Genomic DNA, 22129 nt, shown 5'->3' with positions numbered 1-22129 from the left:
CACGGAGATGCCGTTTTGTATCAGGATAAAATTCTTGTCCGCCAGCTCGGTCTTCAGCCTTACGAGCCAATCTCCCAGGCTATGCATGAATTCACCGATACCCGCGATGAAAGTACTCTTGATGAAATCTGGCTGGTCGAGCACTATCCGGTATTCACCCAAGGGCAGGCAGGAAAAGCGGAGCACATTTTAATGCCGGGCGATATTCCGGTGATCCAAAGCGATCGCGGTGGGCAGGTGACTTATCACGGGCCGGGGCAACAGGTGATGTATGTGTTGCTTAACCTGAAACGCCGTAAACTCGGTGTGCGTGAACTGGTGACCTTGCTCGAGCAAACAGTGGTGAATACCCTGGCTGAACTGGGTATAGAAGCACATCCTCGGGCTGACGCGCCTGGTGTCTATGTCGGGGAAAAGAAAATTTGCTCACTTGGTTTACGTATTCGGCGCGGTTGTTCATTCCACGGTCTGGCATTAAACGTCAATATGGATCTTTCGCCATTTTTACGTATTAATCCTTGTGGGTATGCCGGAATGGAAATGGCTAAAATATCACAATGGAAACCCGAAGCGACAACTAATAATATTGCACCGCGTTTGCTAGAAAATATTTTAGTGCTACTAAACAATCCCGACTTCGAATATATTACCGCTTAATTACATACATCAATGGCCCAATTTACACTGGGTCATTACTCATAATACCTGCTAATGCTTTACTTCTCCTTCGCGTTTGTATATTTTCTTTATCACTTGCAGAAATGCGATGCAATGCTTCGCTCCGTAACTCACCCCATTGATTAACTTATTGAAATAGTTGACTATGGTGAGCAAAAGCGTTCCATTCAAATTAGATATAAGATTATTGTAATTTTTTTAAATATTATTTTTCCATGAATAAAATTGGAGTAAGTGCGTGGATAGTAATAATCAAATTGAACCCTGTTTAAGCAGAAAGTCGTCAGAAGGTAAACCACAAATATTTACAACCTTACGAAATATTGATCTTAACCTTCTGACTATTTTTGAAGCTGTGTATGTGCATAAAGGGATCGTTAATGCAGCGAAAGTGCTTAATCTGACACCCTCGGCAATCAGTCAGTCTATTCAGAAACTGCGCGTTATATTCCCTGACCCATTGTTTATTCGCAAAGGCCAGGGCGTCACTCCTACTGCATTTGCAATGCATTTGCATGAGTATATCAGTCAGGGCCTTGAGTCCATTCTTGGCGCGCTGGATATCGAAGGAAGCTATGATAAGCAACGAACGATAACTATTGCGACCACCCCCTCGGTCGGAGCCCTGGTCCTTCCTGTCATCTATCGGGCGATTAAATCTCACTATCCGCAGCTTTTACTGCGCAACCCCCCCATCAGCGACGCGGAAAACCAACTCAGTCAGTTTCAAACCGATCTCATCATCGATAACATGTTTTGCACCAATCGTACGGTGCAACATCATGTTCTGTTCACCGACAATATGGTGTTAATTTGCCGCGAGGGAAATCCGCTACTCTCTTTAGAAGATGACAGAGAGACTATTGGCAACGCTGCGCATATACTCCTGTTACCGGAAGGGCAAAATTTCAGCGGTCTGCGGCAGAGAGTTCAAAAGATGTTTCCGGACCGGCAAATCAGTTTCACCAGCTACAACATTTTGACAATCGCTGCACTGGTTGCCAACAGTGACATGTTAGCGATTATTCCCAGCCGTTTTTATAACCTGTTTAGCCGTTGCTGGCCGCTGGAAAAACTGCCTTTTCCGTCCTTAAATGAGGAGCAAATAGATTTCTCTATCCACTACAACAAATTCAGCCTGCGTGATCCCATCCTGCACGGGGTAATAGATGTTATCCGTAATGCATTTTGAAAAAGTATTGTTACAGCCAGATCACAGCGTAGAACGAAAAAATGGCACAATCCAACAACAATTTTACATTTTCGCGACCGCTTTGGCTGCTTTCAGGTCCGTTTCAATGATATACTGCCAGTCGTTAATTCAAAAATAGTTGATAATTACAACAATCTATTGAATTGAAACGCTTTCCTTCGTAATTCGCAACTGGAACACGCACGCTATGAGTAAACCCATTGTGATGGAACGCGGTGTTAAATACCGCGATGCCGATAAGATGGCCCTTATCCCGGTTAAAAACGTGGCAACAGAGCGCGAAGCCCTGCTGCGCAAGCCGGAATGGATGAAAATCAAGCTTCCAGCGGACTCTACACGTATCCAGGGCATCAAAGCCGCAATGCGCAAAAATGGCCTGCATTCTGTCTGCGAGGAAGCCTCCTGCCCTAACCTGGCGGAATGCTTCAACCACGGCACAGCAACGTTTATGATCCTCGGCGCTATTTGTACCCGCCGTTGTCCGTTCTGTGACGTTGCCCATGGTCGCCCGGTAGCTCCGGATGCCAATGAACCAGTGAAACTGGCGCAGACCATTGCCGATATGGCGCTGCGTTATGTGGTTATCACCTCCGTTGACCGTGATGACCTGCGCGATGGCGGTGCCCAGCACTTTGCGGATTGCATTACTGCCATTCGGGAAAAAAGCCCGCAAATCAAAATTGAAACTCTGGTGCCGGATTTCCGCGGTCGTATGGATCGTGCTCTGGATATTCTGACCGCCTCACCACCAGATGTGTTCAACCATAACCTGGAAAACGTACCGCGTATTTACCGTCAGGTACGGCCTGGTGCAGATTACAACTGGTCGCTGAAGCTGCTGGAACGCTTTAAAGAAGCGCATCCGGAAATCCCGACCAAGTCTGGTCTGATGGTGGGTCTGGGTGAAACCAATGAAGAAATTATTGAGGTAATGCGCGACCTGCGCCGTCATGGTGTGACGATGCTAACGCTGGGGCAATATTTGCAGCCAAGCCGCCATCACCTGCCGGTTCAACGTTACGTTAGCCCGGATGAGTTCGACGAAATGAAAGCCGAAGCGCTGGCGATGGGCTTTACCCATGCTGCATGCGGTCCGTTTGTCCGCTCGTCTTACCACGCCGATTTGCAGGCGAAAGGGATGGAAGTTAAGTAATCCTGTAATAATTACTTACATCTGTCTGATAAAAAACCCGCTGTTTGAAGCGGGTTTTTTGTATCGAACAAGATATTGAGGGAGCGTCCTGCTCGCCACGTCACTCTTTATGAGAGAGCTTTTCAGCCTGAAGATCAACGTCTGCGCCTTTTTTCGCCGCAGCATCGTCATCATTCATCGCCTTCTTGAACCCTTTAATGGCCGCTCCAAGGTCTCCGCCCAGCGTACGTAACTTCTTAGTCCCAAACAGCAGAACGACCAGCGCCGCAACTACCAGCAGTTTGGTAATACTAATCTCACCCATAGATACCTTCTTGACATATAACCGGCAACAGAACGCGCCTTAAAAACCAGAGAATATTAACGGTCATTCGACGCGCGCACACAATAGCAATCTGTAACAAGGTGAATCAAGCGCCGAGTAAAAAAACATCATAATAATTGCGGCGGCGCAAAGCGACGGTTGTTTAAGACGGGCAGTTGCGCGCGCACCTGACGCACACGTTCGGGCGTCACTTCCGCCATAATGAGTGCAGGCATTTCTGACGCTGCCGCAATGGTGACGCCAAAGGGATCTATAATCCGGCTTTGCCCGATATTTTTGTTCCCGCACTCCCCCGCCGCCACCATATAACAGGTGGTATCCAGCGCACGAGCGGCAAGCAACGTTGACCAGTGATGCTCTTTGAGCGGCCCGCGAACCCAGGCGGCAGGAAGTACCAGGATTTCAGCTCCCTGTAATGCCTGTGCCAGCGCCAGCTCTGGAAAGCGTAAGTCATAACAGGTCATCAGACCGACCTTCATCCCTTCCACCTCCAGTAACGGAGCTATTTCATTACCAGCATCAACATGGCGTGATTCCTGAATGGCAAATGCATCATAGAGATGCAGTTTGGCATAACGGGCGACGATGTTTCCTGCCTGTAGCGCCACCAGCATATTCCATGCGCGCCCCGGCGTTGAAGGAACATGAATCGTCAGAATTGTCGTCATCATGTTACGTTTACTTTCTCGCCGTAAACGTCCGAGGAATTCGCCTTCCAGCAGCTGTGCTGATTTAACCGATAGATCTGCATCATTATCATCACGCGCCAACAATGCTTCCGGCAGGACAAACAGCGAAACGTCGTTTTCCGCCGCCTGCGCCATCAACGAGGCACAAATCTCAGCGTTCTTTTCCCACACAGATGTAACAGCAAACTGTCCTGCGGCAACCAGCATTGCCACCTCCTCCTGTCAGAGTCGTAAAATTCGCCAACGGCGATTATTCGGCGTTACACTTATCACTCATACAAATCAAATAGCAGGATTTTGCAGTGTTACAACTTCTTTTAGCAGTTTTTATTGGCGGTGGTACGGGAAGCGTGGCGAGATGGCTGTTAAGTATGCGATTTAACCCGCTGCATCAGGCGATTCCGATGGGGACGCTGGCTGCAAACCTGATTGGGGCATTCATCATAGGAATGGGATTCGCCTGGTTTAGCAGGATGACGAACATTGATCCAGTGTGGAAAGTATTAATCACCACCGGATTTTGTGGCGGTCTAACAACCTTCTCAACATTTTCGGCAGAAGTGGTGTTTTTGTTACAAGAGGGCCGCTTTGGCTGGGCATTACTGAACGTTTTCGTCAACCTTCTGGGGTCTTTTGCCATGACCGCACTGGCTTTCTGGCTGTTTTCGGCCTCAACCGCACACTAAAGACCAAAAAAAACCCGCTGATTAAGCGGGTTTTGAATTCTTGCTGACGTATCTTACAGAGCGATTACGTTTGCAGCAGAAGGGCCTTTGGCACCGTTAGTGATTTCGAACTCTACGCGCTGACCTTCAGCAAGAGTTTTAAAACCATTAGTCTGGATTGCAGAGAAGTGTACGAACACGTCTTTGCTGCCGTCTTCCGGAGTAATGAAACCGAATCCTTTGGACTCATTAAACCACTTAACGTTACCTTTAATCTTAGACATCAAAATTACCTTTACATGAAAAATAGACACAAATGCTGTGTCGGTTACCAGTACACCAATTGTGGTACGCTTTGTCCAGTGCAACTTTACTAAAAAGTGATAAAAGTCGCGTTATTTTTGATGTTAATTATTTTACTCATTGATTTTAAAGAAGTTACTAAAATTTCATTTGTCTCAAAACTGAAAGCGCATCCAGGCAAAGTACACATTGCCATTGTTATAGGTACCCGGAATGTAGGTCATCTGAAAAGTCACTGGACCATAACCCACAGAGGCCAATGGCAGTAGAACCGGGAGAGGGATGTAATTCCAGTTATCGCGTGCCGTTACGCCAGCGGTGAATCCCAGTCCTAAATGAAAATTTTCATCCGCCAGCGGTCGCCAGGTACTTTCCCATCCGTATCCGGCAATCGGTTCCCATTTGTTCCACGAGTCCTTAAATGCCATGGCATACAGGCCATGCCAGTTTCCTTTTTCATCCCAACGCGACTGACCAAAACCGCCACCCCACGGTCGCTCGTTATAGCGATCGGTTTTTTCTTTGTCGTAAGCGAAACGAGCATGCCAGGTGATGGCAGGAATATATAAATCATAATGTTCAGGCTGTTGCCAGGTTTGTGTAATATTTTCTCCAAACGTTGTCATCCACTCATCTGCGTTAGCTAAAACTTTACCAACGCTGATTAACTGAATAAAAACAAAGGAAAATATAGAGACATATTTACTCACGTTCATTTGTGACCATAAAACATTTATCAAAAATCTACTATTAGCATAGCAAAGCTACAATTAACATAACCTTAATAGCCCCAACATGAAGAATAATCTGAATAGCTGTTCTATTTATTTCCGCTTGTTCAAGATAAATATTTCCGCGCATCGATTTAAGATGATGCGTCGTTTTCTGCGATGGGAATAGTCATAAAAGAAAAACCAAGTCTTTTTTGATGACAAAATACAATCAAGAAAAATTACTTTATTTTTTAATAAGATACAAAAAACTTCTTAACGAAGAATATATTATATATCGTCAACCCATGCTCATGATAGATTATTTTTTGAGCGCACATCCGCGACTAACACCATTGCAATTAACAAATTTGCATCAATCCACCATCAATTTACACACATTATTATGTGATAATTGCCAACCGCTAAATATGCGTTTTGTTATCTATGTATAAAAACAGCAACTTCAATGTCTTAATGGCAGTTTTTCTTGATTTTAATCAGCATTCACCGCCAATTTATTGGGCATATTTTTTCCTTAAGCTTTAGGAATTTTTTATTATTTACTTTGGGGCCTGGAGACAGGAAAAATTATGCTGACATTCATTGAACTCCTTATTGGGGTTGTGGTTATTGTGGGTGTAGCTCGCTACATCATTAAAGGGTATTCCGCCACTGGCGTGTTATTTGTCGGTGGCCTGTTATTGCTGATTATCAGTGCCATTATGGGGCACAAAGTGTTACCGTCCAGCCAGGCTTCAACAGGCTACAGCGCCACGGATATCGTTGAATACGTTAAAATATTGCTAATGAGCCGCGGCGGCGACCTCGGCATGATGATTATGATGCTGTGTGGCTTTGCCGCTTACATGACCCATATCGGCGCGAATGATATGGTGGTCAAGCTGGCGTCAAAACCATTGCAGTATATTAACTCCCCTTACCTGCTGATGATTGCCGCCTATTTTGTCGCCTGTCTGATGTCTCTGGCCGTCTCTTCCGCAACCGGTCTGGGTGTTTTGCTGATGGCAACCCTGTTTCCGGTGATGGTAAACGTTGGTATCAGCCGTGGTGCAGCTGCTGCTATTTGTGCCTCCCCGGCGGCGATTATTCTCGCACCGACTTCAGGGGATGTGGTACTGGCGGCGCAGGCTTCCGAAATGTCGCTGATTGATTTCGCCTTCAAAACGACGCTGCCTATCTCAATTGCTGCAATTATCGGCATGGCGATCGCCCACTTCTTCTGGCAACGTTATCTGGATAAAAAAGAGCACATCTCTCATGAAATGTTAGATGTCAGTGAAATCACCACCACTGCTCCTGCGTTTTATGCCATTTTGCCGTTCACGCCGATCATCGGAGTGCTGATTTTTGACGGCAAATGGGGGCCGCAATTACACATCATCACTATTCTGGTGATTTGTATGCTGATTGCCTCCATTCTGGAGTTCATCCGCAGCTTTAATACCCAGAAAGTGTTCTCGGGCCTGGAAGTGGCTTATCGCGGGATGGCAGATGCGTTTGCTAACGTGGTGATGCTGCTGGTTGCCGCTGGGGTATTCGCTCAGGGGCTTAGCACCATCGGCTTTATTCAAAGTCTGATTTCTATCGCCACTTCGTTTGGTTCGGCGAGTATCATCCTGATGCTGGTATTGGTGATCCTGACAATGCTGGCGGCAGTCACGACCGGTTCAGGCAATGCGCCGTTTTATGCGTTTGTTGAGATGATCCCGAAACTGGCGCACTCTTCCGGCATTAACCCGGCGTATTTGACTATCCCAATGCTGCAGGCGTCAAACCTCGGTCGTACCCTGTCACCCGTTTCTGGCGTAGTCGTTGCGGTTGCCGGGATGGCGAAAATCTCACCATTTGAAGTCGTAAAACGCACCTCGGTGCCGGTGCTTGTTGGGCTGGTGATTGTTATCGTTGCTACAGAGCTGATGGTGCCAGGAACGGCAGCCGCGGTCACAGGCAAGTAAATAGTCATGCCGGAGGCAAGCTTCCTCCGGCTTTATCATGTCACCCACTGTGGTATATGCGTTGCGGTCTGCCAACTTTGCCGTGAACAATTTCAGCAATAATCAGATGGCGGCTGGCGCAATATTCAAGATAACGTCTGGCAGTGGTGCGGCTGATAGTCAGTGCCTGCGCCACCGTTTCTGCCGTATGTTGCACACCAGGCTCTTTAAACAGTTTTCGCACCGCGTTTAGCGTCAAGGGGTCAATGCCGGTCGGCAGTTCGTCTTTGGGTTCACCGCGAGCATAGGCATTAAACATCTCATCGATTTGCTTCTGGCTGGCGCTATCAATACTTTCCAGCATATGTTTACGCTGGCGGAAACGGGTTAGCGTTTGCCCCAGCCGTTCATAGGCAATTGGCTTAATGAGATAATCAAATACACCACAACGTACGGCTTCAGACACCGTTTCCATATCACTGGCTGCAGTGGTAAACACCACGTCGCCGGGATAATGCGCCTGCACCAGTTCATGCAGTAAATTAATCCCTCTACCGTCAGGAAGATAGTTATCGAGCAAGATTAGCCCCGGCTTAAAACGCTCGATCATCATTCGGGCCTGCGCCAGGTTTCCCGCCAGTAATATCTGACTGAATCCGGGAATGTGACGAATATATTCCGCATGCATCTCTGCCAGCGGCGTTTCGTCCTCAACGATCAATAGGGTTAATGGAGCTGTCATTAGGTTTCACTTTCGGAATATAGATTGAAAATAAGGTACCGCAGGGATCATTATCTTCGAGAGTGATAACACCACCGCAGCGCGTTACGTAGCTGGCAATCAAGTACAACCCAATGCCATGTTCGCCGGGCTCGTCAGCACGCGTACTGACACCCTGCTCAAATATTTTGTCTCGTAGAGACTCTGGAACGCCGCAGCCCTGATCGGCGACTTCAATCACCACATCATCGCCTTCATCGCTGAGGAATAATTCAACGATCTTGTTTCCTTCATCGCTACGCAGGCTGGCTTCGAAGGCGTTATCAAGTAAATTGCCAACAATGGCTGCAAACTCGGTGCTGTCCAGTCCTGGCGGCAGTTGCGAAAGCTGACTTCCGGGGACGATGACCATTTTTAGCCCCAGTTCGCGGGCGCGCTGCACTTTACCAAAAAGCAGCCCCGCCACCTGGCGATCGGCAAACGCCTCGCGCAGGCTATCAATAAGCTGTTGCTGGGCCTGAGACTCCCCCTGCACCATCGCCAACACGCGATCATACTCTTTCATCTGCAACAGACCATTGAGCGTCGACATCCAATTGAGATGCTCGTGTCGCAATGTGCGCAGGCTCTCGACGTATTGTTTAATTTGCGTCAGTTGTGCATTGAGGGTGGATATTTCGTCTTTACTACGAAAGCTGATAATGGCCCCCAGCAAATCATCACCAGAACGAATAGCTTCCCGGTTGGCAATAACGCTCAGACCGTTAAAGTTCGCCACCACATCCTGACGTTTTTCATCAATCTGTTCGGTAAAGAAATCGGCGGGCCTGACCACTTCAGCAATGGGTTTACCCAACCATTGCCGTCCGGGGGAACTCAGCCCCAGCATCTTTCTTGCGTTACGATTGATGGCGGTAATGTAACCGTGCGGATCCACCGCAATCAGCCCTTCATAAACCGAACTAAACAGCGCCTCTTGCTGACGGACCACGCGTGCGATTTGCTTTGGCTCCATGCCCATCATTTGCCGACGGATATGCGCGGCCAGGAACCACGACAGCAACATCAGAATCCCTAACAGCACGACAAACACGCCAGCCATCGGTAATAAAAACTCAGCCCGCCAGCTATCGATTTTACTCACCAGGTAGCCAATCGACACCACGCCGATGACTTTTCCATCGTCATCAAAGATTGGCGTTTTGGCACGCATCGCCATGCCAATTGACCCTTTCCCGGTGATAAAGTAGCTCTCCCCTTTCTCCAGCGCGCCCGGTTTGGTGAATTGCATAGGATAACCAATTTTCTCCGGATTAGGATGGTAAAGGCGGATCGAGTGCCGGTCACCAATCACGACATAATCGAAATCAGTATCTCTTTGTAATTTGTTAGCGATGGTCGCCAGTCGCTTGTAGTCACGCGTTTTCACTGCGCTGATGATACTGTCATTAGAAGCAATAATTTTTGCCTGATTCATTGCCATGTCGCGCACATGAAGCGTTAAATAGTCCTCAAAACTGGCCGTAAAATATTGCGCCAGGGCTGCAATGACAAATATTGAGAACACCAGAATCAGCAAAAAGATACGCAGCGGAAATGCCAGTCTTTGGAAAAATGCAAACTGTTTATTCTCGTTAAGCTGCAACATTGTTTTCCTTGCGGGTTGTCCCGAGCCTCTTTGACGGATGTAATTAAAATGTTGAATCAAAATACATAGATATTAAATATAATCGTGGCAAATTTTATTCATTAAATCAATTAAATCACTTAAACCTGCGGGTCATTTCGTAATTACATTAATTAAAAAACTTAAAACCATTAAATAAATAAAAAACCACTAACTCTATGTGAAATAAATCAAAATTTCACGCTGCAATACTCCTTAGGATGTATAGCGAAAGGAGAAAAAGATATACCTCGATCGCCCCCCTTTCTCCCAAGTGAAAATAAAAGGTTATCAGTTTGCAACATCGAACAACATTCGTTGCAAATCGATAACAACATGCACCTTCAGGATACTATTTATTATGTTCGGCAATGATATTTTCACCCGTGTAAAACGTTCAGAAAATAAAAAAATGGCGGAAATCGCCCAATTCCTGCATGAAAATGATTTGAGCGTTGACACCACAGTCGAAGTATTTATTACCGTAACCCGCGATGAAAAGCTTATCGCGTGCGGTGGAATTGCCGGAAATATTATTAAATGCGTTGCTATCAGTGAATCCGTTCGCGGTGAAGGACTGGCGCTGACATTAGCCACTGAATTGATAAACCTCGCCTATGAGCGGCACAGCACGCATCTGTTTATTTATACCAAAACCGAATACGAGGCGCTGTTCCGCCAGTGCGGTTTTTCCACGCTGACCAGTGTACCCGGCGTGATGGTGCTGATGGAAAACAGCGCCACGCGACTGAAACGCTATGCCGAATCGCTGAAAAAATTTCGTCATCCAGGGAACAAGATTGGCTGCATTGTGATGAACGCCAATCCCTTTACGAATGGTCACCGTTATCTGATTCAACAGGCTGCAGCACAGTGCGACTGGTTGCATCTGTTTTTAGTTAAAGAAGATTCTTCACGCTTTCCCTATGAAGACCGGCTGGATCTGGTGTTAAAAGGCACCGCCGATATTCCGCGCCTGACTGTGCATCGCGGCTCCGAATACATCATCTCCCGCGCTACGTTCCCTTGCTACTTCATTAAAGAACAGAGCGTCATTAACCATTGTTACACCGAAATTGATCTGAAGATTTTCCGTCAGTACCTCGCTCCCGCGCTGGGTGTAACTCACCGCTTTGTCGGTACTGAACCCTTTTGTCGCGTTACCGCCCAGTACAACCAGGATATGCGCTACTGGCTGGAAACGCCGACTATCTCCGCACCGCCCATCGAACTGGTTGAAATTGAGCGGCTGCGTTACCAGGAGATGCCGATATCCGCTTCCCGGGTACGTCAACTGCTGGCGAAAAACGATCTCACGGCTATCGCGCCGCTGGTCCCTGCAGTCACGCTGCATTATTTGCAGAACCTGCTTGAGCACTCCCGCCAGGACGCGGCAGCTCGTCAAAAGACCCCCGCATGAGAAACAGGTGAAAAATGAAAATAAACCAGCCCGCCGTTGCAGGCACCCTTGAGTCTGGGGATGTGATGATACGCATCGCCCCACTCGATACGCAGGATATCGACCTGCAAATCAACAGCAGCGTTGAAAAACAGTTTGGTGATGCCATTCGCACCACCATTCTGGACGTTCTCGCCCGCTACAACGTGCGCGGCGTACAGCTGAATGTCGATGACAAAGGCGCACTGGACTGCATTTTACGTGCACGACTGGAAGCCCTGCTGGCACGCGCCAGCGGTATCCCGGCTCTGCCATGGGAGGATTGCCAATGATTTCCGCTTCGCTGCAACAACGTAAAACTCGCACCCGCCGCAGCATGTTGTTTGTGCCTGGTGCCAATGCCGCGATGGTCAGCAACTCATTCATCTACCCGGCTGATGCCCTGATGTTTGACCTCGAAGACTCCGTAGCATTGCGTGAAAAAGACACCGCCCGCCGCATGGTTTACCACGCGCTGCAACATCCGCTGTATCGCGATATTGAAACCATTGTGCGTGTAAACGCGCTGGATTCCGAATGGGGTGTCAACGACCTGGAAGCCGTCGTTCGCGGTGGTGCGGACGTTGTGCGTCTGCCGAAAACCGATACCGCTCAGGATGTTCTGGATATCGAAAAAGAGATCCTGCGTATCGAAAAAGCCTGTGGTCGTGAACCCGGCAGTACCGGCTTGCTGGCGGCGATTGAATCTCCGCTGGGCATTACCCGCGCAGTGGAAATCGCTCACGCTTCCGAGCGTTTGATCGGTATCGCCCTCGGTGCAGAAGACTATGTGCGCAACCTGCGTACAGAACGCTCCCCGGAAGGAACTGAACTGCTGTTCGCTCGCTGCTCCATTTTGCAGGCCGCGCGATCTGCGGGTATTCAGGCGTTCGATACCGTCTATTCTGACGCAAACAACGAAGCCGGATTCCTGCAAGAAGCCGCCCACATCAAACAGCTGGGCTTTGACGGCAAATCGCTGATCAACCCGCGTCAGATTGATCTGCTGCACAACCTCTACGCACCGACCCAGAAAGAAGTGGATCACGCCCGCCGCGTCGTAGAAGCCGCTGAAGCCGCCGCTCGCGAAGGCCTCGGCGTGGTTTCCCTGAACGGCAAGATGGTGGACGGTCCGGTTATCGATCGCGCCCGTCTGGTGCTCTCCCGTGCAGAACTTTCCGGCATCCGCGAAGAATAAGGCAATCAAAATGACGCAGAAAATTGAACAATCTCAACGACAAGAACGGGTAGCGGCCTGGAATCGTCGCGCTGAATGCGATCTTGCCGCTTTCCAGAACTCGCCAAAGCAAACCTACCAGGCTGAAAAAGCGCGCGATCGCAAACTGTGCGCCAACCTGGAAGAAGCGATTCGTCGCTCTGGTTTACAGGACGGCATGACGGTTTCCTTCCATCACGCTTTCCGTGGCGGTGACCTGACCGTCAATATGGTGATGGACGTCATCGCGAAGATGGGCTTTAAAAACCTGACTCTGGCCTCCAGCTCCCTGAGTGATTGCCATGCGCCGCTGGTAGAACACATTCGCCAGGGCGTGGTTACCCGCATTTATACCTCTGGCCTTCGCGGTCCACTGGCGGAAGAAATCTCCCGTGGTCTACTGGCGGAACCGGTGCAAATCCACTCTCACGGCGGACGTGTGCATCTGGTACAGAGCGGCGAACTGAATATCGATGTGGCTTTCCTCGGCGTCCCGTCCTGTGATGAATTCGGTAATGCCAACGGCTACACCGGTAAAGCCTGCTGCGGCTCCCTCGGCTATGCAATGGTTGATGCCGACAACGCAAAACAGGTCGTGATGCTTACCGAAGAACTGCTGCCTTATCCGCATAATCCGGCAAGCATTGAGCAAGATCAGGTTGATCTGATCGTCAAAGTTGATCGCGTTGGCGATGCTGCAAAAATCGGCGCTGGTGCTACCCGTATGACCACTAACCCGCGCGAACTGCTTATTGCCCGTAGCGCTGCGGATGTGATTGTTAACTCTGGCTACTTCAAAGAAGGTTTCTCCATGCAGACCGGCACCGGCGGCGCATCGCTGGCGGTAACCCGTTTCCTGGAAGACAAAATGCGTAGCCGCGATATTCGCGCTGACTTCGCCCTCGGTGGTATTACCGCAACGATGGTTGATCTGCACGAAAAAGGTCTGATCCGCAAACTGCTGGATGTGCAGAGCTTTGACAGCCACGCTGCACAATCGCTGGCCCGTAACCCCAATCACATCGAAATCAGCGCCAACCAGTACGCTAACTGGGGTTCAAAAGGTGCATCGGTTGATCGTCTCGACGTGGTGGTACTGAGCGCGCTGGAAATTGACACCCAGTTCAACGTTAACGTGCTGACCGGCTCTGACGGCGTACTGCGTGGCGCTTCCGGTGGTCACTGCGATACCGCGATTGCCTCTGCACTTTCCATCATCGTCGCACCGCTGGTACGCGGTCGTATTCCGACTCTGGTGGATAACGTGCTGACCTGCATCACCCCGGGCTCCAGTGTCGATATTCTGGTCACAGACCACGGTATCGCAGTTAACCCGGCACGTCCGGAACTGGCAGAACGTCTGCAGGAAGCGGGGATCAAAGTGGTTTCTATTGAGTGGCTGCGTGAACGTGCGCGTCTGCTGACCGGTGAACCACAGCCGATTGAATTCACCGACCGCGTCGTTGCCGTTGTGCGTTACCGCGATGGCTCGGTGATCGATGTTGTGCATCAGGTGAAGGAATAAGCCATGCACCTGCTTCCTGAACTCGCCAGCCACCATGCGGTGTCAATTCCCGAGCTGCTCGTCAGCCGGGATGAAAGGCAAGCACGGCAACACGTCTGGCTCAAGCGCCATCCTGTTCCACTGGTCTCCTTTACCGTGGTTGCGCCTGGGCCGATTAAAGACAGCGAGGTCACACGCCGAATTTTTAATCATGGCGTGACAGCCTTGCGTGCCTTAGCCGCAAAACAGGGCTGGCAAATTCAGGAGCAGGCTGCACTGGTTTCCGCCAGCGGGCCGGAGGGCATGTTGAGCATTGCCGCCCCGGCTCGCGACCTCAAGCTCGCCACCATTGAGCTTGAACATAGTCATCCTCTCGGGCGGTTATGGGATATCGATGTCCTGACACCCGAAGGCGAAATTCTCTCCCGCCGCGACTATTCACTGCCGCCTCGCCGCTGCCTGTTGTGCGAGCAAAGCGCAGCTGTTTGCGCGCGTGGAAAAAACCATCAACTGACCGATTTACTCAACCGCATGGAGGCGCTGCTGAACGATGTCGATGCCTGCAACGTCAACTAAAACCACAAAGCTTGCGACGTCATTAATCGATGAGTACGCCCTGCTGGGCTGGCGCGCCATGCTGACTGAAGTCAATCTGTCACCGAAACCAGGCCTCGTGGATCGGATTAACTGCGGTGCGCACAAAGATATGGCGCTGGAAGATTTTCACCGCAGCGCGCTGGCGATTCAGGGCTGGTTACCCCGTTTCATTGAATTTGGTGCCTGTAGTGCTGAAATGGCACCAGAAGCGGTACTCCACGGATTACGCCCAATTGGTATGGCTTGCGAAGGTGATATGTTCCGCGCCACTGCGGGCGTAAACACCCATAAAGGCAGCATTTTTTCTTTAGGGCTACTGTGTGCGGCAATTGGCCGTTTGCTTCAACTCAACCAGTCGGTAACGCCAATAACCATTTGTGCGACGACGGCAAGTTTCTGCCGTGGCCTGACCGATCGCGAACTGCGTACCAATAATTCACAACTGACGGCAGGTCAACGGTTGTACCAGCAGCTAGGCCTTACCGGCGCACGCGGTGAAGCCGAAGCAGGTTACCCACTGGTGATCAACCACGCCCTGCCGCATTACCTCACTCTGCTGGATCAGGGGTTAGATCCTGAACTGGCATTGCTCGATACCTTACTCCTACTGATGGCGATCAACGGCGATACCAACGTTGCATCGCGCGGTGGCGAGGGGGGCCTGCGCTGGCTACAGCGCAAGGCGCAAACATTATTGCAAAAAGGGGGCATCCGAACCCCCGCCGATCTCGATTATCTCCGGCAGTTCGACAGGGAGTGTATCGAACGAAATCTCAGTCCAGGCGGCAGTGCCGACCTGCTGATCCTTACCTGGTTTTTAGCACAGATTTAATTATTTAAGCACTTGATAAATTTGGAAATATTAATTTTCGGAGAACCCGTATGTCTTTAGCAAAAGATAATATATGGAAACTATTGGCCCCACTGGTGGTGATGGGCGTCATGTTTCTTATCCCTGTCCCTGACGGTATGCCACCGCAGGCATGGCATTACTTCGCTGTGTTTGTGGCAATGATTGTCGGCATGATCCTCGAGCCAATTCCGGCAACAGCGATCAGTTTTATTGCGGTTACTATTTGCGTTATTGGCAGTAATTACCTTCTCTTTGATGCCAAAGAATTAGCTGACCCAGCGTTTAATGCGCAAAAACAGGCGCTGAAATGGGGTCTGGCTGGTTTTTCCAGTACCACGGTATGGCTGGTATTTGGCGCATTTATTTTTGCATTAGGGTATGAAGTTTCCGGGTTAGGTCGTCGCATTGCCCTATTCCTGGTGAAATTCATGGGCAAACGCACGCTGACGTTGGGTTATGCGATAGTCATTATCGACATTCTGCTGGCGCCGTTTACACCGTCTAATACTGCGCGTACCGGGGGTACGGTTTTCCCGGTCATTAAAAACTTGCCGCCGCTGTTTAAATCATTCCCGAACGATCCGTCCGCGCGTCGTATTGGCGGCTATTTGATGTGGATGATGGTCATTAGTACCAGTCTGAGTTCGTCCATGTTTGTCACCGGTGCGGCACCAAACGTGCTGGGTCTGGAGTTCGTCAGCAAAATTGCCGGCATCCAGATTAGCTGGTTGCAGTGGTTCCTCTGCTTCCTGCCGGTTGGCGTTATCTTACTTATCATTGCGCCGTGGCTTTCCTACGTGCTTTACAAACCGGAAATCACACACAGTGAAGAAGTAGCAACCTGGGCGGGTGATGAACTAAAAACCATGGGTGCGCTGACACGCAGAGAGTGGACGCTGATTGGCCTTGTATTGCTCAGCTTAGGTTTGTGGGTATTTGGCAGTGAAGTCATTAATGCTACTGCGGTAGGTCTGCTGGCAGTTTCGCTGATGCTGGCGCTGCACGTTGTGCCGTGGAAAGACATTACTCGCTATAACAGCGCATGGAACACGCTGGTCAACCTGGCAACGCTGGTTGTTATGGCGAATGGCCTGACCCGTTCTGGCTTTATCGACTGGTTCGCCAACACGATGAGTACGCACCTGGAAGGCTTCTCACCAAATGCAACGGTGATTGTACTGGTTCTGGTGTTCTACTTTGCCCACTACCTGTTTGCCAGCCTGTCTGCGCACACCGCAACCATGCTGCCGGTTATTCTGGCCGTCGGTAAAGGTATTCCGGGCGTACCAATGGAACAACTGTGTATCCTGCTGGTGCTGTCTATCGGTATCATGGGCTGTCTGACGCCGTATGCAACCGGTCCTGGGGTGATTATTTACGGCTGCGGCTATGTGAAATCAAAAGATTACTGGCGACTTGGTGCAATCTTCGGGGTGATTTACATCTCTATGTTGCTGTTGGTTGGCTGGCCGATTCTCGCCATGTGGAACTAATACGTTCGCCAAACGCTGAATAAATCATCACGCCCGCCAGGTAAGCCCACCTGGCGGGCTTTTTTATGATTTAATAGATAGTATTCAGTGTATGTATGAGTTCCACACCCATTATGAAAGCATTCTGGCGTAACGCCGCGTTGCTCGCGGTTTCTCTGCTTCCCTTCTCTTTTGCCAACGCCGTGGCGTTGCAGGCAAAACAGTATGGCGATTTTGATCGCTATGTCCTGGCCCTCTCCTGGCAAACCGGATTTTGCCAGAGTCAACACGATCGAAATCGTAACGAACGAGATGAATGTCGCCTGCAAACCGAAACGACCAACAAAGCTGATTTTCTGACCGTACATGGTCTATGGCCAGGATTGCCTAAATCGGTTGCTGCCCGTGGTGTTGATGAACGCCGCTGGATGCGCTTCGGTTGCGCTACTCGCCCAATCCCGAATCTACCAGAGGCGCGCGCCAGCAGGATGTGTTCATCGCCGGAAACTGGGTTATCACTGGAAACGGCAGCTAAACTAAATGAAGTCATGCCGGGAGCTGGCGGACGTTCCTGCCTGGAACGCTACGAATATGCCAAACACGGTGCCTGCTTTGGTTTTGATCCAGACGCATACTTCGGCACGATGGTACGCCTGAATCAAGAAATTAAAGAGAGCGAAGCCGGAAAATTCCTTGCGGATAACTACGGTAAGACAGTGAGCCGCCGTGACTTTGACGCCGCCTTTGCCAAAAGCTGGGGAAAAGAGAACGTGAAAGCCGTTAAGCTAACGTGCCAGGGTAACCCTGCGTATTTGACTGAAATTCAGATGTCAATCAAAGCTGACGCCATCAACGCTCCGCTTTCTGCAAACTCATTCTTGCCGCAACCACACCCAGGCAACTGTGGCAAAACCTTTGTGATTGATAAAGCGGGTTATTAATCATCTGATTTACAAAACACGCTAATTCGTCTTCCATAAACCATGACGATTAAGATTTATACATAATGCGCTGCATTGAGGAATTCCCTGAATGTGATGCAAATCACTTCAAAGAGTGAGCAACAGTCAGTATCATCATGTGAGTTAAACCCTCGCCGCCTGACGGTGAGGGTTTTCTTTTGGGTATGTTTATCTGCGACACTCGCAGTACCGACGACATGGAGTAAAAATGTCCAGACCAACTATCATCATTAACGACCTGGATGCCGAACGCATCGATATTCTGCTGGAGCAACCTGCCTATGCTGGTTTGCCAATCGCCGACGCGTTAAACGCAGAGTTGGATCGCGCCCAAATGTGTTCGCCAGAAGAGATGCCACACGACGTGGTGACAATGAACAGCCGGGTTAAATTCCGCAATCTTAGCGATGGCGAAGTGCGTGTGCGCACGCTGGTCTATCCGGCTAAAATGACTGACAGCAATACTCAGCTTTCTGTTATGGCTCCGGTAGGTGCCGCACTGCTGGGGCTGCGCGTTGGCGATTCCATTCACTGGGAACTTCCGGGCGGCGTTGCAACCCACCTTGAAGTGCTGGAACTCGAATACCAGCCAGAAGCTGCTGGCGACTACCTGCTTTAATCCCATCTGCACAAGCGATAACTCGCTTTGCCCGGAGGATGCACTCGCATCCTCTTTCCGCTCAAATATCAACCAGATTTATCATTTTGCTCTTAAGCACAGCATTCTAATCTGAACTGGTTATTCATCTGCGGAACCCCATATGAGCGAAGCTCTCAGTATCACTGCGTTTTATATATTCATAGCAGCTATTATTGTTGCTGCAGTGCTATACCTTGAACAACGCTGGTAGTACCTGGTTTTATTTATTTTCCAGATCAATCGCAAATTCAGATCGAATCAGCCTCGCAAATCATAGATTCATAATCAATAATGTGCTGTTATGTATACATGCAAAAACAAGGAGAGAATGCTTATGTACAAAACAATCATCATGCCAGTGGATGTTTTCGAAATGGAATTGAGCGACAAAGCTGTTCGCCACGCTGAATTCCTCGCCCAGGATGACGGAGTTATTCATCTACTTCACGTACTACCGGGGTCAGCCAGCCTGAGCCTGCACCGTTTTGCCGCTGATGTACGTCGTTTTGAAGAGCATCTGCAACATGAAGCAGAAGAACGTTTGCAAACGATGGTCAGCCACTTCACCATCGATCCTTCCCGCATTAAACAACATGTCCGTTTTGGTAGCGTGCGGGATGAAGTCAATGAGTTGGCAGAAGAACTGGGGGCTGATGTTGTCGTTATCGGTTCGCGCAACCCATCGATTTCGACCCATCTGTTAGGTTCTAACGCCTCAAGCGTTATCCGCCACGCCAATCTGCCGGTGCTGGTCGTTCGCTAATAGATAAAAGTATTTATGTCGCCCTGCCCGGAGCCATCCCGGCGGGGCTTTTTATTGCAATAAAAAAGCCGCCAGGTTTGACTCCGGCGGCTAAGCAATTGCAGGTGAATCTTACTTCTTCTTATGCAGTTTTGGTGCGAATCAGGTAGTCAAAAGCACTCAGAGAGGCTTTGGCACCTTCGCCAGTGGCGATGATGATCTGCTTGTACGGAACCGTCGTACAGTCACCCGCTGCGAACACGCCTTTGACGTTGGTTTCGCATTTCGCATCAATGATAATCTCGCCCATGCGGTTACGTTCGACTGCGCCTTCGAGCCAGTTGGTGTTCGGCAGCAGACCAATCTGGACGAAAATACCGGCCAGTTCGATGTTGTGAATATCGCCGCTGACACGATCGCGATATTCCAGACCAACAACTTTGCTGCCGTCGCCTTTCACTTCCGTGGTTTGCGCATTCAGAATAATGTCGACGTTTTTCAGGCTGCGCAGTTTGTCCTGCAGAACCTGGTCGGCTTTCATTTCTGGCGCAAATTCCAGCAGAGTTACGTGCTCAACGATACCCGCCAGGTCGATTGCCGCTTCCACGCCGGAGTTACCACCGCCGATAACCGCTACGCGTTTGCCTTTAAACAGCGGGCCGTCGCAGTGCGGGCAGTAGGTCACGCCTTTGGTGCGATACTGATCTTCACCCGGAACGTTCATGTTACGCCATTTTGCACCAGTCGCCACGATAATGCTGCGTGCTTTCAGTACCGCGCCGGAAGCTGTTTCAATCTGATGCAGGCCGCCTTCAACTGCTGCCGGGATCAGTTTGCTGGCGCTCTGGCTGTCGATCACATCAACGTCGTATTCATCAACGTGAACTTTCAGTGCACCTGCCAGTTTTTGGCCTTCGGTCTTCGGTACAGAAATGTAGTTTTCGATATCAACGGTATCGAGGATCTGACCACCAAAACGTTCGCCCATCAGACCGGTACGGATGCCTTTACGTGCGGAATAAATTGCCGCCGCTGCACCCGCCGGGCCGGAACCAACGATTAATACGTCATAAGCGTCACGCTTGTTCAGCTCTTCTGCCGCACGTTTTTCTGCGCCAGTATCAATTTTGGCGACGATTTCGGAAATAGTCATGCGGCCCTGACCAAACTCTTTCCCGTTTACGAACACTGCCGGAACGCCCATCACGTTGCGATCGGTGATTTCGTTCTGGAAGGTGCCGCCGTCAATTGCCGTATGCTTGATGCGCGGGTTCAGTACGCTCATCAGGTTCAGCGCCTGCACCACGTCCGGGCAGTTGTGGCAAGAGAGCGAGTAATAGGTTTCGAATTCAAAATCACCGTCAATATGGCGAATCTGCTCCAGCAGAGACTGCGCTTCTTTCGACGGATGACCACCGGTCCACAACAACGCCAGTACCAGCGAGGTGAACTCGTGGCCCAGCGGGGAACCTGCAAAACGTGGCCCCTGGTTGGAACCTGGGTTAGTGATCAGGAAAGACGGCTTACGCACCGGCAAGCTGTTATCTTCTTTAAAGGTGACTTTGTCTGACAGTTCTGCGATTTCAGCCAACAGTTCCTTGATTTCTGCCGATTTAGCGCTGTCATCCAGCGTGGCAATTAACTCAACAGGCTTGGTCAATTTCTCAAGGTAAGCCTTGAGTTGAGTTTTCATATTTGTGTCGAGCATGTTTATCTCCTGGGCTTTAAACATCATCATGCAAGCGGCCTCTGCGGCTACCTGGATGCAGCTTGCATCATGGTGCGGGGAAGAAAATCGGGTGCCGCAGCACCCGAAGAATTAGGTGAATTTCCGAAGTATTTCGCGCCGGAGTTGGTAGCGCGAAAGACGAAGGAAATTTAGATTTTACCAACCAGGTCCAGAGACGGAGCCAGAGTTGCTTCACCTTCTTTCCATTTAGCCGGGCAAACTTCACCTGGGTGAGAAGCCACGTACTGTGCTGCTTTGATTTTACGCAGCAGGTCAGACGCATCACGGCCAATGCCTTCAGCGGTAACTTCGATTGCCTGGATGATACCCTGCGGGTCAACAACGAAGGTTGCACGGTCAGCCAGACCTTCATCTTCACGCATGTTGTCGAAGTTACGGGTCAGGGCGCCAGTCGGGTCGCCGATCATCGCATATTTGATTTTAGCGATAGTTTCAGAGCTGCTGTGCCATGCTTTGTGGGTGAAGTGAGTATCGGTAGATACTGCGTATACATCTACGCCCAGTTTCTGCAGTTCTTCGTAGTGGTCAGCAACGTCACCCAGTTCGGTCGGGCATACGAAAGTAAAGTCAGCCGGGTAGAAGAAGAAGACGCTCCAGCGGCCTTCGGTATCTTTTTCGGTGATTTCGATGAATTCGCCGTTTTTGAATGCCTGGTTTTTAAAAGGTTTAATTTTGGTGTTAATCAAGGACATCTATACTTCCTCCGTGTTTTCGATGAGATGTAAGGTAACCAATTTTTGCCGATTCGGCTAATGCGTTTCCATTATCAAATCGATAAGTTTTACCTTACAACCGTCGTAAGACAACTTTGTGAACTTTGCACCGCCAGTGGCGATAAAAAGTAAAATGGGCCCCCTTTCCAGGTGACCGTGTA

24 protein-coding genes are annotated in these 22129 nt (G+C 49.8%); 16 read left to right on the top strand and 8 right to left on the bottom strand.

The window, feature by feature from the left end; all coding sequences use genetic code 11:
* The first annotated feature begins 15 nt into the window (after positions 1-15).
* The 3 genes from lipB to lipA all read left to right on the top strand — a co-directional run bounded on the left by lipB (position 16) and on the right by lipA (position 3044).
* Positions 16-657: a lipoyl(octanoyl) transferase LipB gene (lipB, locus tag BEB54_RS18160; protein WP_000284041.1), complete on the top strand. Its 642-nt coding sequence runs from the start codon at positions 16-18 to the stop codon at positions 655-657.
* A gap of 259 nt (positions 658-916) precedes the next feature.
* Entirely contained in the window at positions 917-1870 is a 954-nt protein-coding gene (locus BEB54_RS18150) for a YbeF family transcriptional regulator (protein WP_105277475.1), read from the top strand.
* A 208-nt stretch (positions 1871-2078) separates the two neighbouring features.
* A complete protein-coding gene (lipA, locus tag BEB54_RS18140; RefSeq protein ID WP_105277474.1) occupies positions 2079-3044 on the top strand; it encodes a lipoyl synthase in 966 nt (321 codons plus the stop codon).
* 100 nt (positions 3045-3144) lie between these two features.
* Here lipA and tatE read toward each other — a convergent pair whose 3' ends face one another.
* The gene (tatE, locus tag BEB54_RS18135) at positions 3145-3348 is read right to left on the bottom strand and encodes a twin-arginine translocase subunit TatE (protein ID WP_000503931.1); all 204 of its coding nucleotides are present in this window, start codon (positions 3346-3348) and stop codon (positions 3145-3147) included.
* Between the two features lie 128 nt (positions 3349-3476).
* Complete coding sequence (locus BEB54_RS18130) at positions 3477-4265, bottom strand: deaminated glutathione amidase (protein WP_105277473.1); 789 nt, start codon at positions 4263-4265, stop codon at positions 3477-3479.
* Positions 4266-4360: 95 nt separating this feature from the next.
* Here BEB54_RS18130 and crcB point away from each other — a divergent pair, with 95 nt between their 5' ends.
* Positions 4361-4744 (top strand): fluoride efflux transporter CrcB, encoded by a 384-nt coding sequence (gene crcB / locus BEB54_RS18125; protein ID WP_032183608.1) that lies wholly within the window; start codon positions 4361-4363, stop codon positions 4742-4744.
* A 53-nt stretch (positions 4745-4797) separates the two neighbouring features.
* On the opposite strand, the gene cspE is transcribed toward crcB, so the two are convergent.
* Both cspE and pagP read right to left on the bottom strand, forming a co-directional pair.
* Positions 4798-5007, bottom strand: coding sequence for a transcription antiterminator/RNA stability regulator CspE (cspE, locus tag BEB54_RS18120; protein ID WP_000034825.1), 210 nt, complete (start codon positions 5005-5007; stop codon positions 4798-4800).
* A gap of 174 nt (positions 5008-5181) precedes the next feature.
* Positions 5182-5742 (bottom strand): lipid IV(A) palmitoyltransferase PagP, encoded by a 561-nt coding sequence (gene pagP / locus BEB54_RS18115; RefSeq protein ID WP_001354845.1) that lies wholly within the window; start codon positions 5740-5742, stop codon positions 5182-5184.
* A 587-nt stretch (positions 5743-6329) separates the two neighbouring features.
* On the opposite strand from pagP, the gene dcuC reads away from it, so the two are divergent.
* The gene (gene dcuC, locus BEB54_RS18100) at positions 6330-7715 is read left to right on the top strand and encodes an anaerobic C4-dicarboxylate transporter DcuC (protein WP_000955057.1); all 1386 of its coding nucleotides are present in this window, start codon (positions 6330-6332) and stop codon (positions 7713-7715) included.
* Between the two features lie 40 nt (positions 7716-7755).
* Here dcuC and dpiA read toward each other — a convergent pair whose 3' ends face one another.
* A complete protein-coding gene (gene dpiA, locus BEB54_RS18095; RefSeq protein ID WP_000126500.1) occupies positions 7756-8436 on the bottom strand; it encodes a two-component response regulator DpiA in 681 nt (226 codons plus the stop codon).
* On the bottom strand, positions 8405-10063 hold the full coding sequence (gene dpiB / locus BEB54_RS18090; protein ID WP_001353363.1) for a sensor histidine kinase DpiB: 1659 nt from the start codon (positions 10061-10063) through the stop codon (positions 8405-8407). The genes dpiA and dpiB overlap by 32 nt, the downstream gene beginning before the upstream one ends.
* Before the next feature lie 379 nt (positions 10064-10442).
* Between dpiB and citC the strand changes: the two genes are divergently transcribed.
* The 11 genes from citC to uspG all read left to right on the top strand — a co-directional run bounded on the left by citC (position 10443) and on the right by uspG (position 19526).
* Positions 10443-11501: a [citrate (pro-3S)-lyase] ligase gene (gene citC, locus BEB54_RS18085; protein ID WP_000467705.1), complete on the top strand. Its 1059-nt coding sequence runs from the start codon at positions 10443-10445 to the stop codon at positions 11499-11501.
* 14 nt (positions 11502-11515) lie between these two features.
* The gene (gene citD, locus BEB54_RS18080; RefSeq protein WP_000700703.1) at positions 11516-11812 is read left to right on the top strand and encodes a citrate lyase acyl carrier protein; all 297 of its coding nucleotides are present in this window, start codon (positions 11516-11518) and stop codon (positions 11810-11812) included.
* Positions 11809-12717 (top strand): citrate (pro-3S)-lyase subunit beta, encoded by a 909-nt coding sequence (citE, locus tag BEB54_RS18075; protein WP_000622357.1) that lies wholly within the window; start codon positions 11809-11811, stop codon positions 12715-12717. Before citD ends, citE begins: the two co-directional genes overlap by 4 nt.
* Positions 12718-12727: 10 nt before the next feature.
* Positions 12728-14260 (top strand): citrate lyase subunit alpha, encoded by a 1533-nt coding sequence (gene citF / locus BEB54_RS18070; protein WP_000192245.1) that lies wholly within the window; start codon positions 12728-12730, stop codon positions 14258-14260.
* A gap of 3 nt (positions 14261-14263) precedes the next feature.
* Entirely contained in the window at positions 14264-14815 is a 552-nt protein-coding gene (gene citX, locus BEB54_RS18065; protein WP_000550421.1) for a citrate lyase holo-[acyl-carrier protein] synthase, read from the top strand.
* Positions 14790-15668 (top strand): triphosphoribosyl-dephospho-CoA synthase CitG, encoded by an 879-nt coding sequence (citG, locus tag BEB54_RS18060; RefSeq protein WP_105277471.1) that lies wholly within the window; start codon positions 14790-14792, stop codon positions 15666-15668. The genes citX and citG overlap by 26 nt, the downstream gene beginning before the upstream one ends.
* A gap of 50 nt (positions 15669-15718) precedes the next feature.
* A complete protein-coding gene (gene citT, locus BEB54_RS18055; RefSeq protein WP_000050328.1) occupies positions 15719-17182 on the top strand; it encodes a citrate/succinate antiporter CitT in 1464 nt (487 codons plus the stop codon).
* A 113-nt stretch (positions 17183-17295) separates the two neighbouring features.
* Positions 17296-18102 carry a ribonuclease I gene (gene rna / locus BEB54_RS18050; RefSeq protein ID WP_105277470.1) on the top strand — a complete coding sequence of 269 codons (807 nt, stop codon included), beginning with the start codon at positions 17296-17298 and terminating at the stop codon, positions 18100-18102.
* Positions 18103-18331: 229 nt separating this feature from the next.
* Complete coding sequence (gene rnk / locus BEB54_RS18040; protein ID WP_000089731.1) at positions 18332-18742, top strand: nucleoside diphosphate kinase regulator; 411 nt, start codon at positions 18332-18334, stop codon at positions 18740-18742.
* A 142-nt stretch (positions 18743-18884) separates the two neighbouring features.
* On the top strand, positions 18885-18974 hold the full coding sequence (gene yldA / locus BEB54_RS29970) for a small membrane protein YldA (RefSeq protein ID WP_349813939.1): 90 nt from the start codon (positions 18885-18887) through the stop codon (positions 18972-18974).
* A gap of 123 nt (positions 18975-19097) precedes the next feature.
* Positions 19098-19526: a universal stress protein UspG gene (uspG, locus tag BEB54_RS18035; RefSeq protein WP_000278505.1), complete on the top strand. Its 429-nt coding sequence runs from the start codon at positions 19098-19100 to the stop codon at positions 19524-19526.
* A gap of 121 nt (positions 19527-19647) precedes the next feature.
* On the opposite strand, the gene ahpF is transcribed toward uspG, so the two are convergent.
* Together ahpF and ahpC are read right to left on the bottom strand one after the other, a co-directional pair.
* Positions 19648-21213, bottom strand: coding sequence for an alkyl hydroperoxide reductase subunit F (ahpF, locus tag BEB54_RS18030; protein ID WP_032183601.1), 1566 nt, complete (start codon positions 21211-21213; stop codon positions 19648-19650).
* Positions 21214-21383: 170 nt separating this feature from the next.
* Complete coding sequence (ahpC, locus tag BEB54_RS18025) at positions 21384-21947, bottom strand: alkyl hydroperoxide reductase subunit C (RefSeq protein WP_000052796.1); 564 nt, start codon at positions 21945-21947, stop codon at positions 21384-21386.
* Positions 21948-22129: the final 182 nt, after the last annotated feature.

The sequence above is a fragment of the Escherichia sp. MOD1-EC6021 genome (genome assembly GCF_002965245.1).
In the GTDB taxonomy this organism is placed as follows: domain Bacteria; phylum Pseudomonadota; class Gammaproteobacteria; order Enterobacterales; family Enterobacteriaceae; genus Escherichia; species Escherichia coli_F.
Note: the sequence above shows the minus strand (reverse complement) of the source record. Positions and strands in the feature narration are given on the sequence as shown.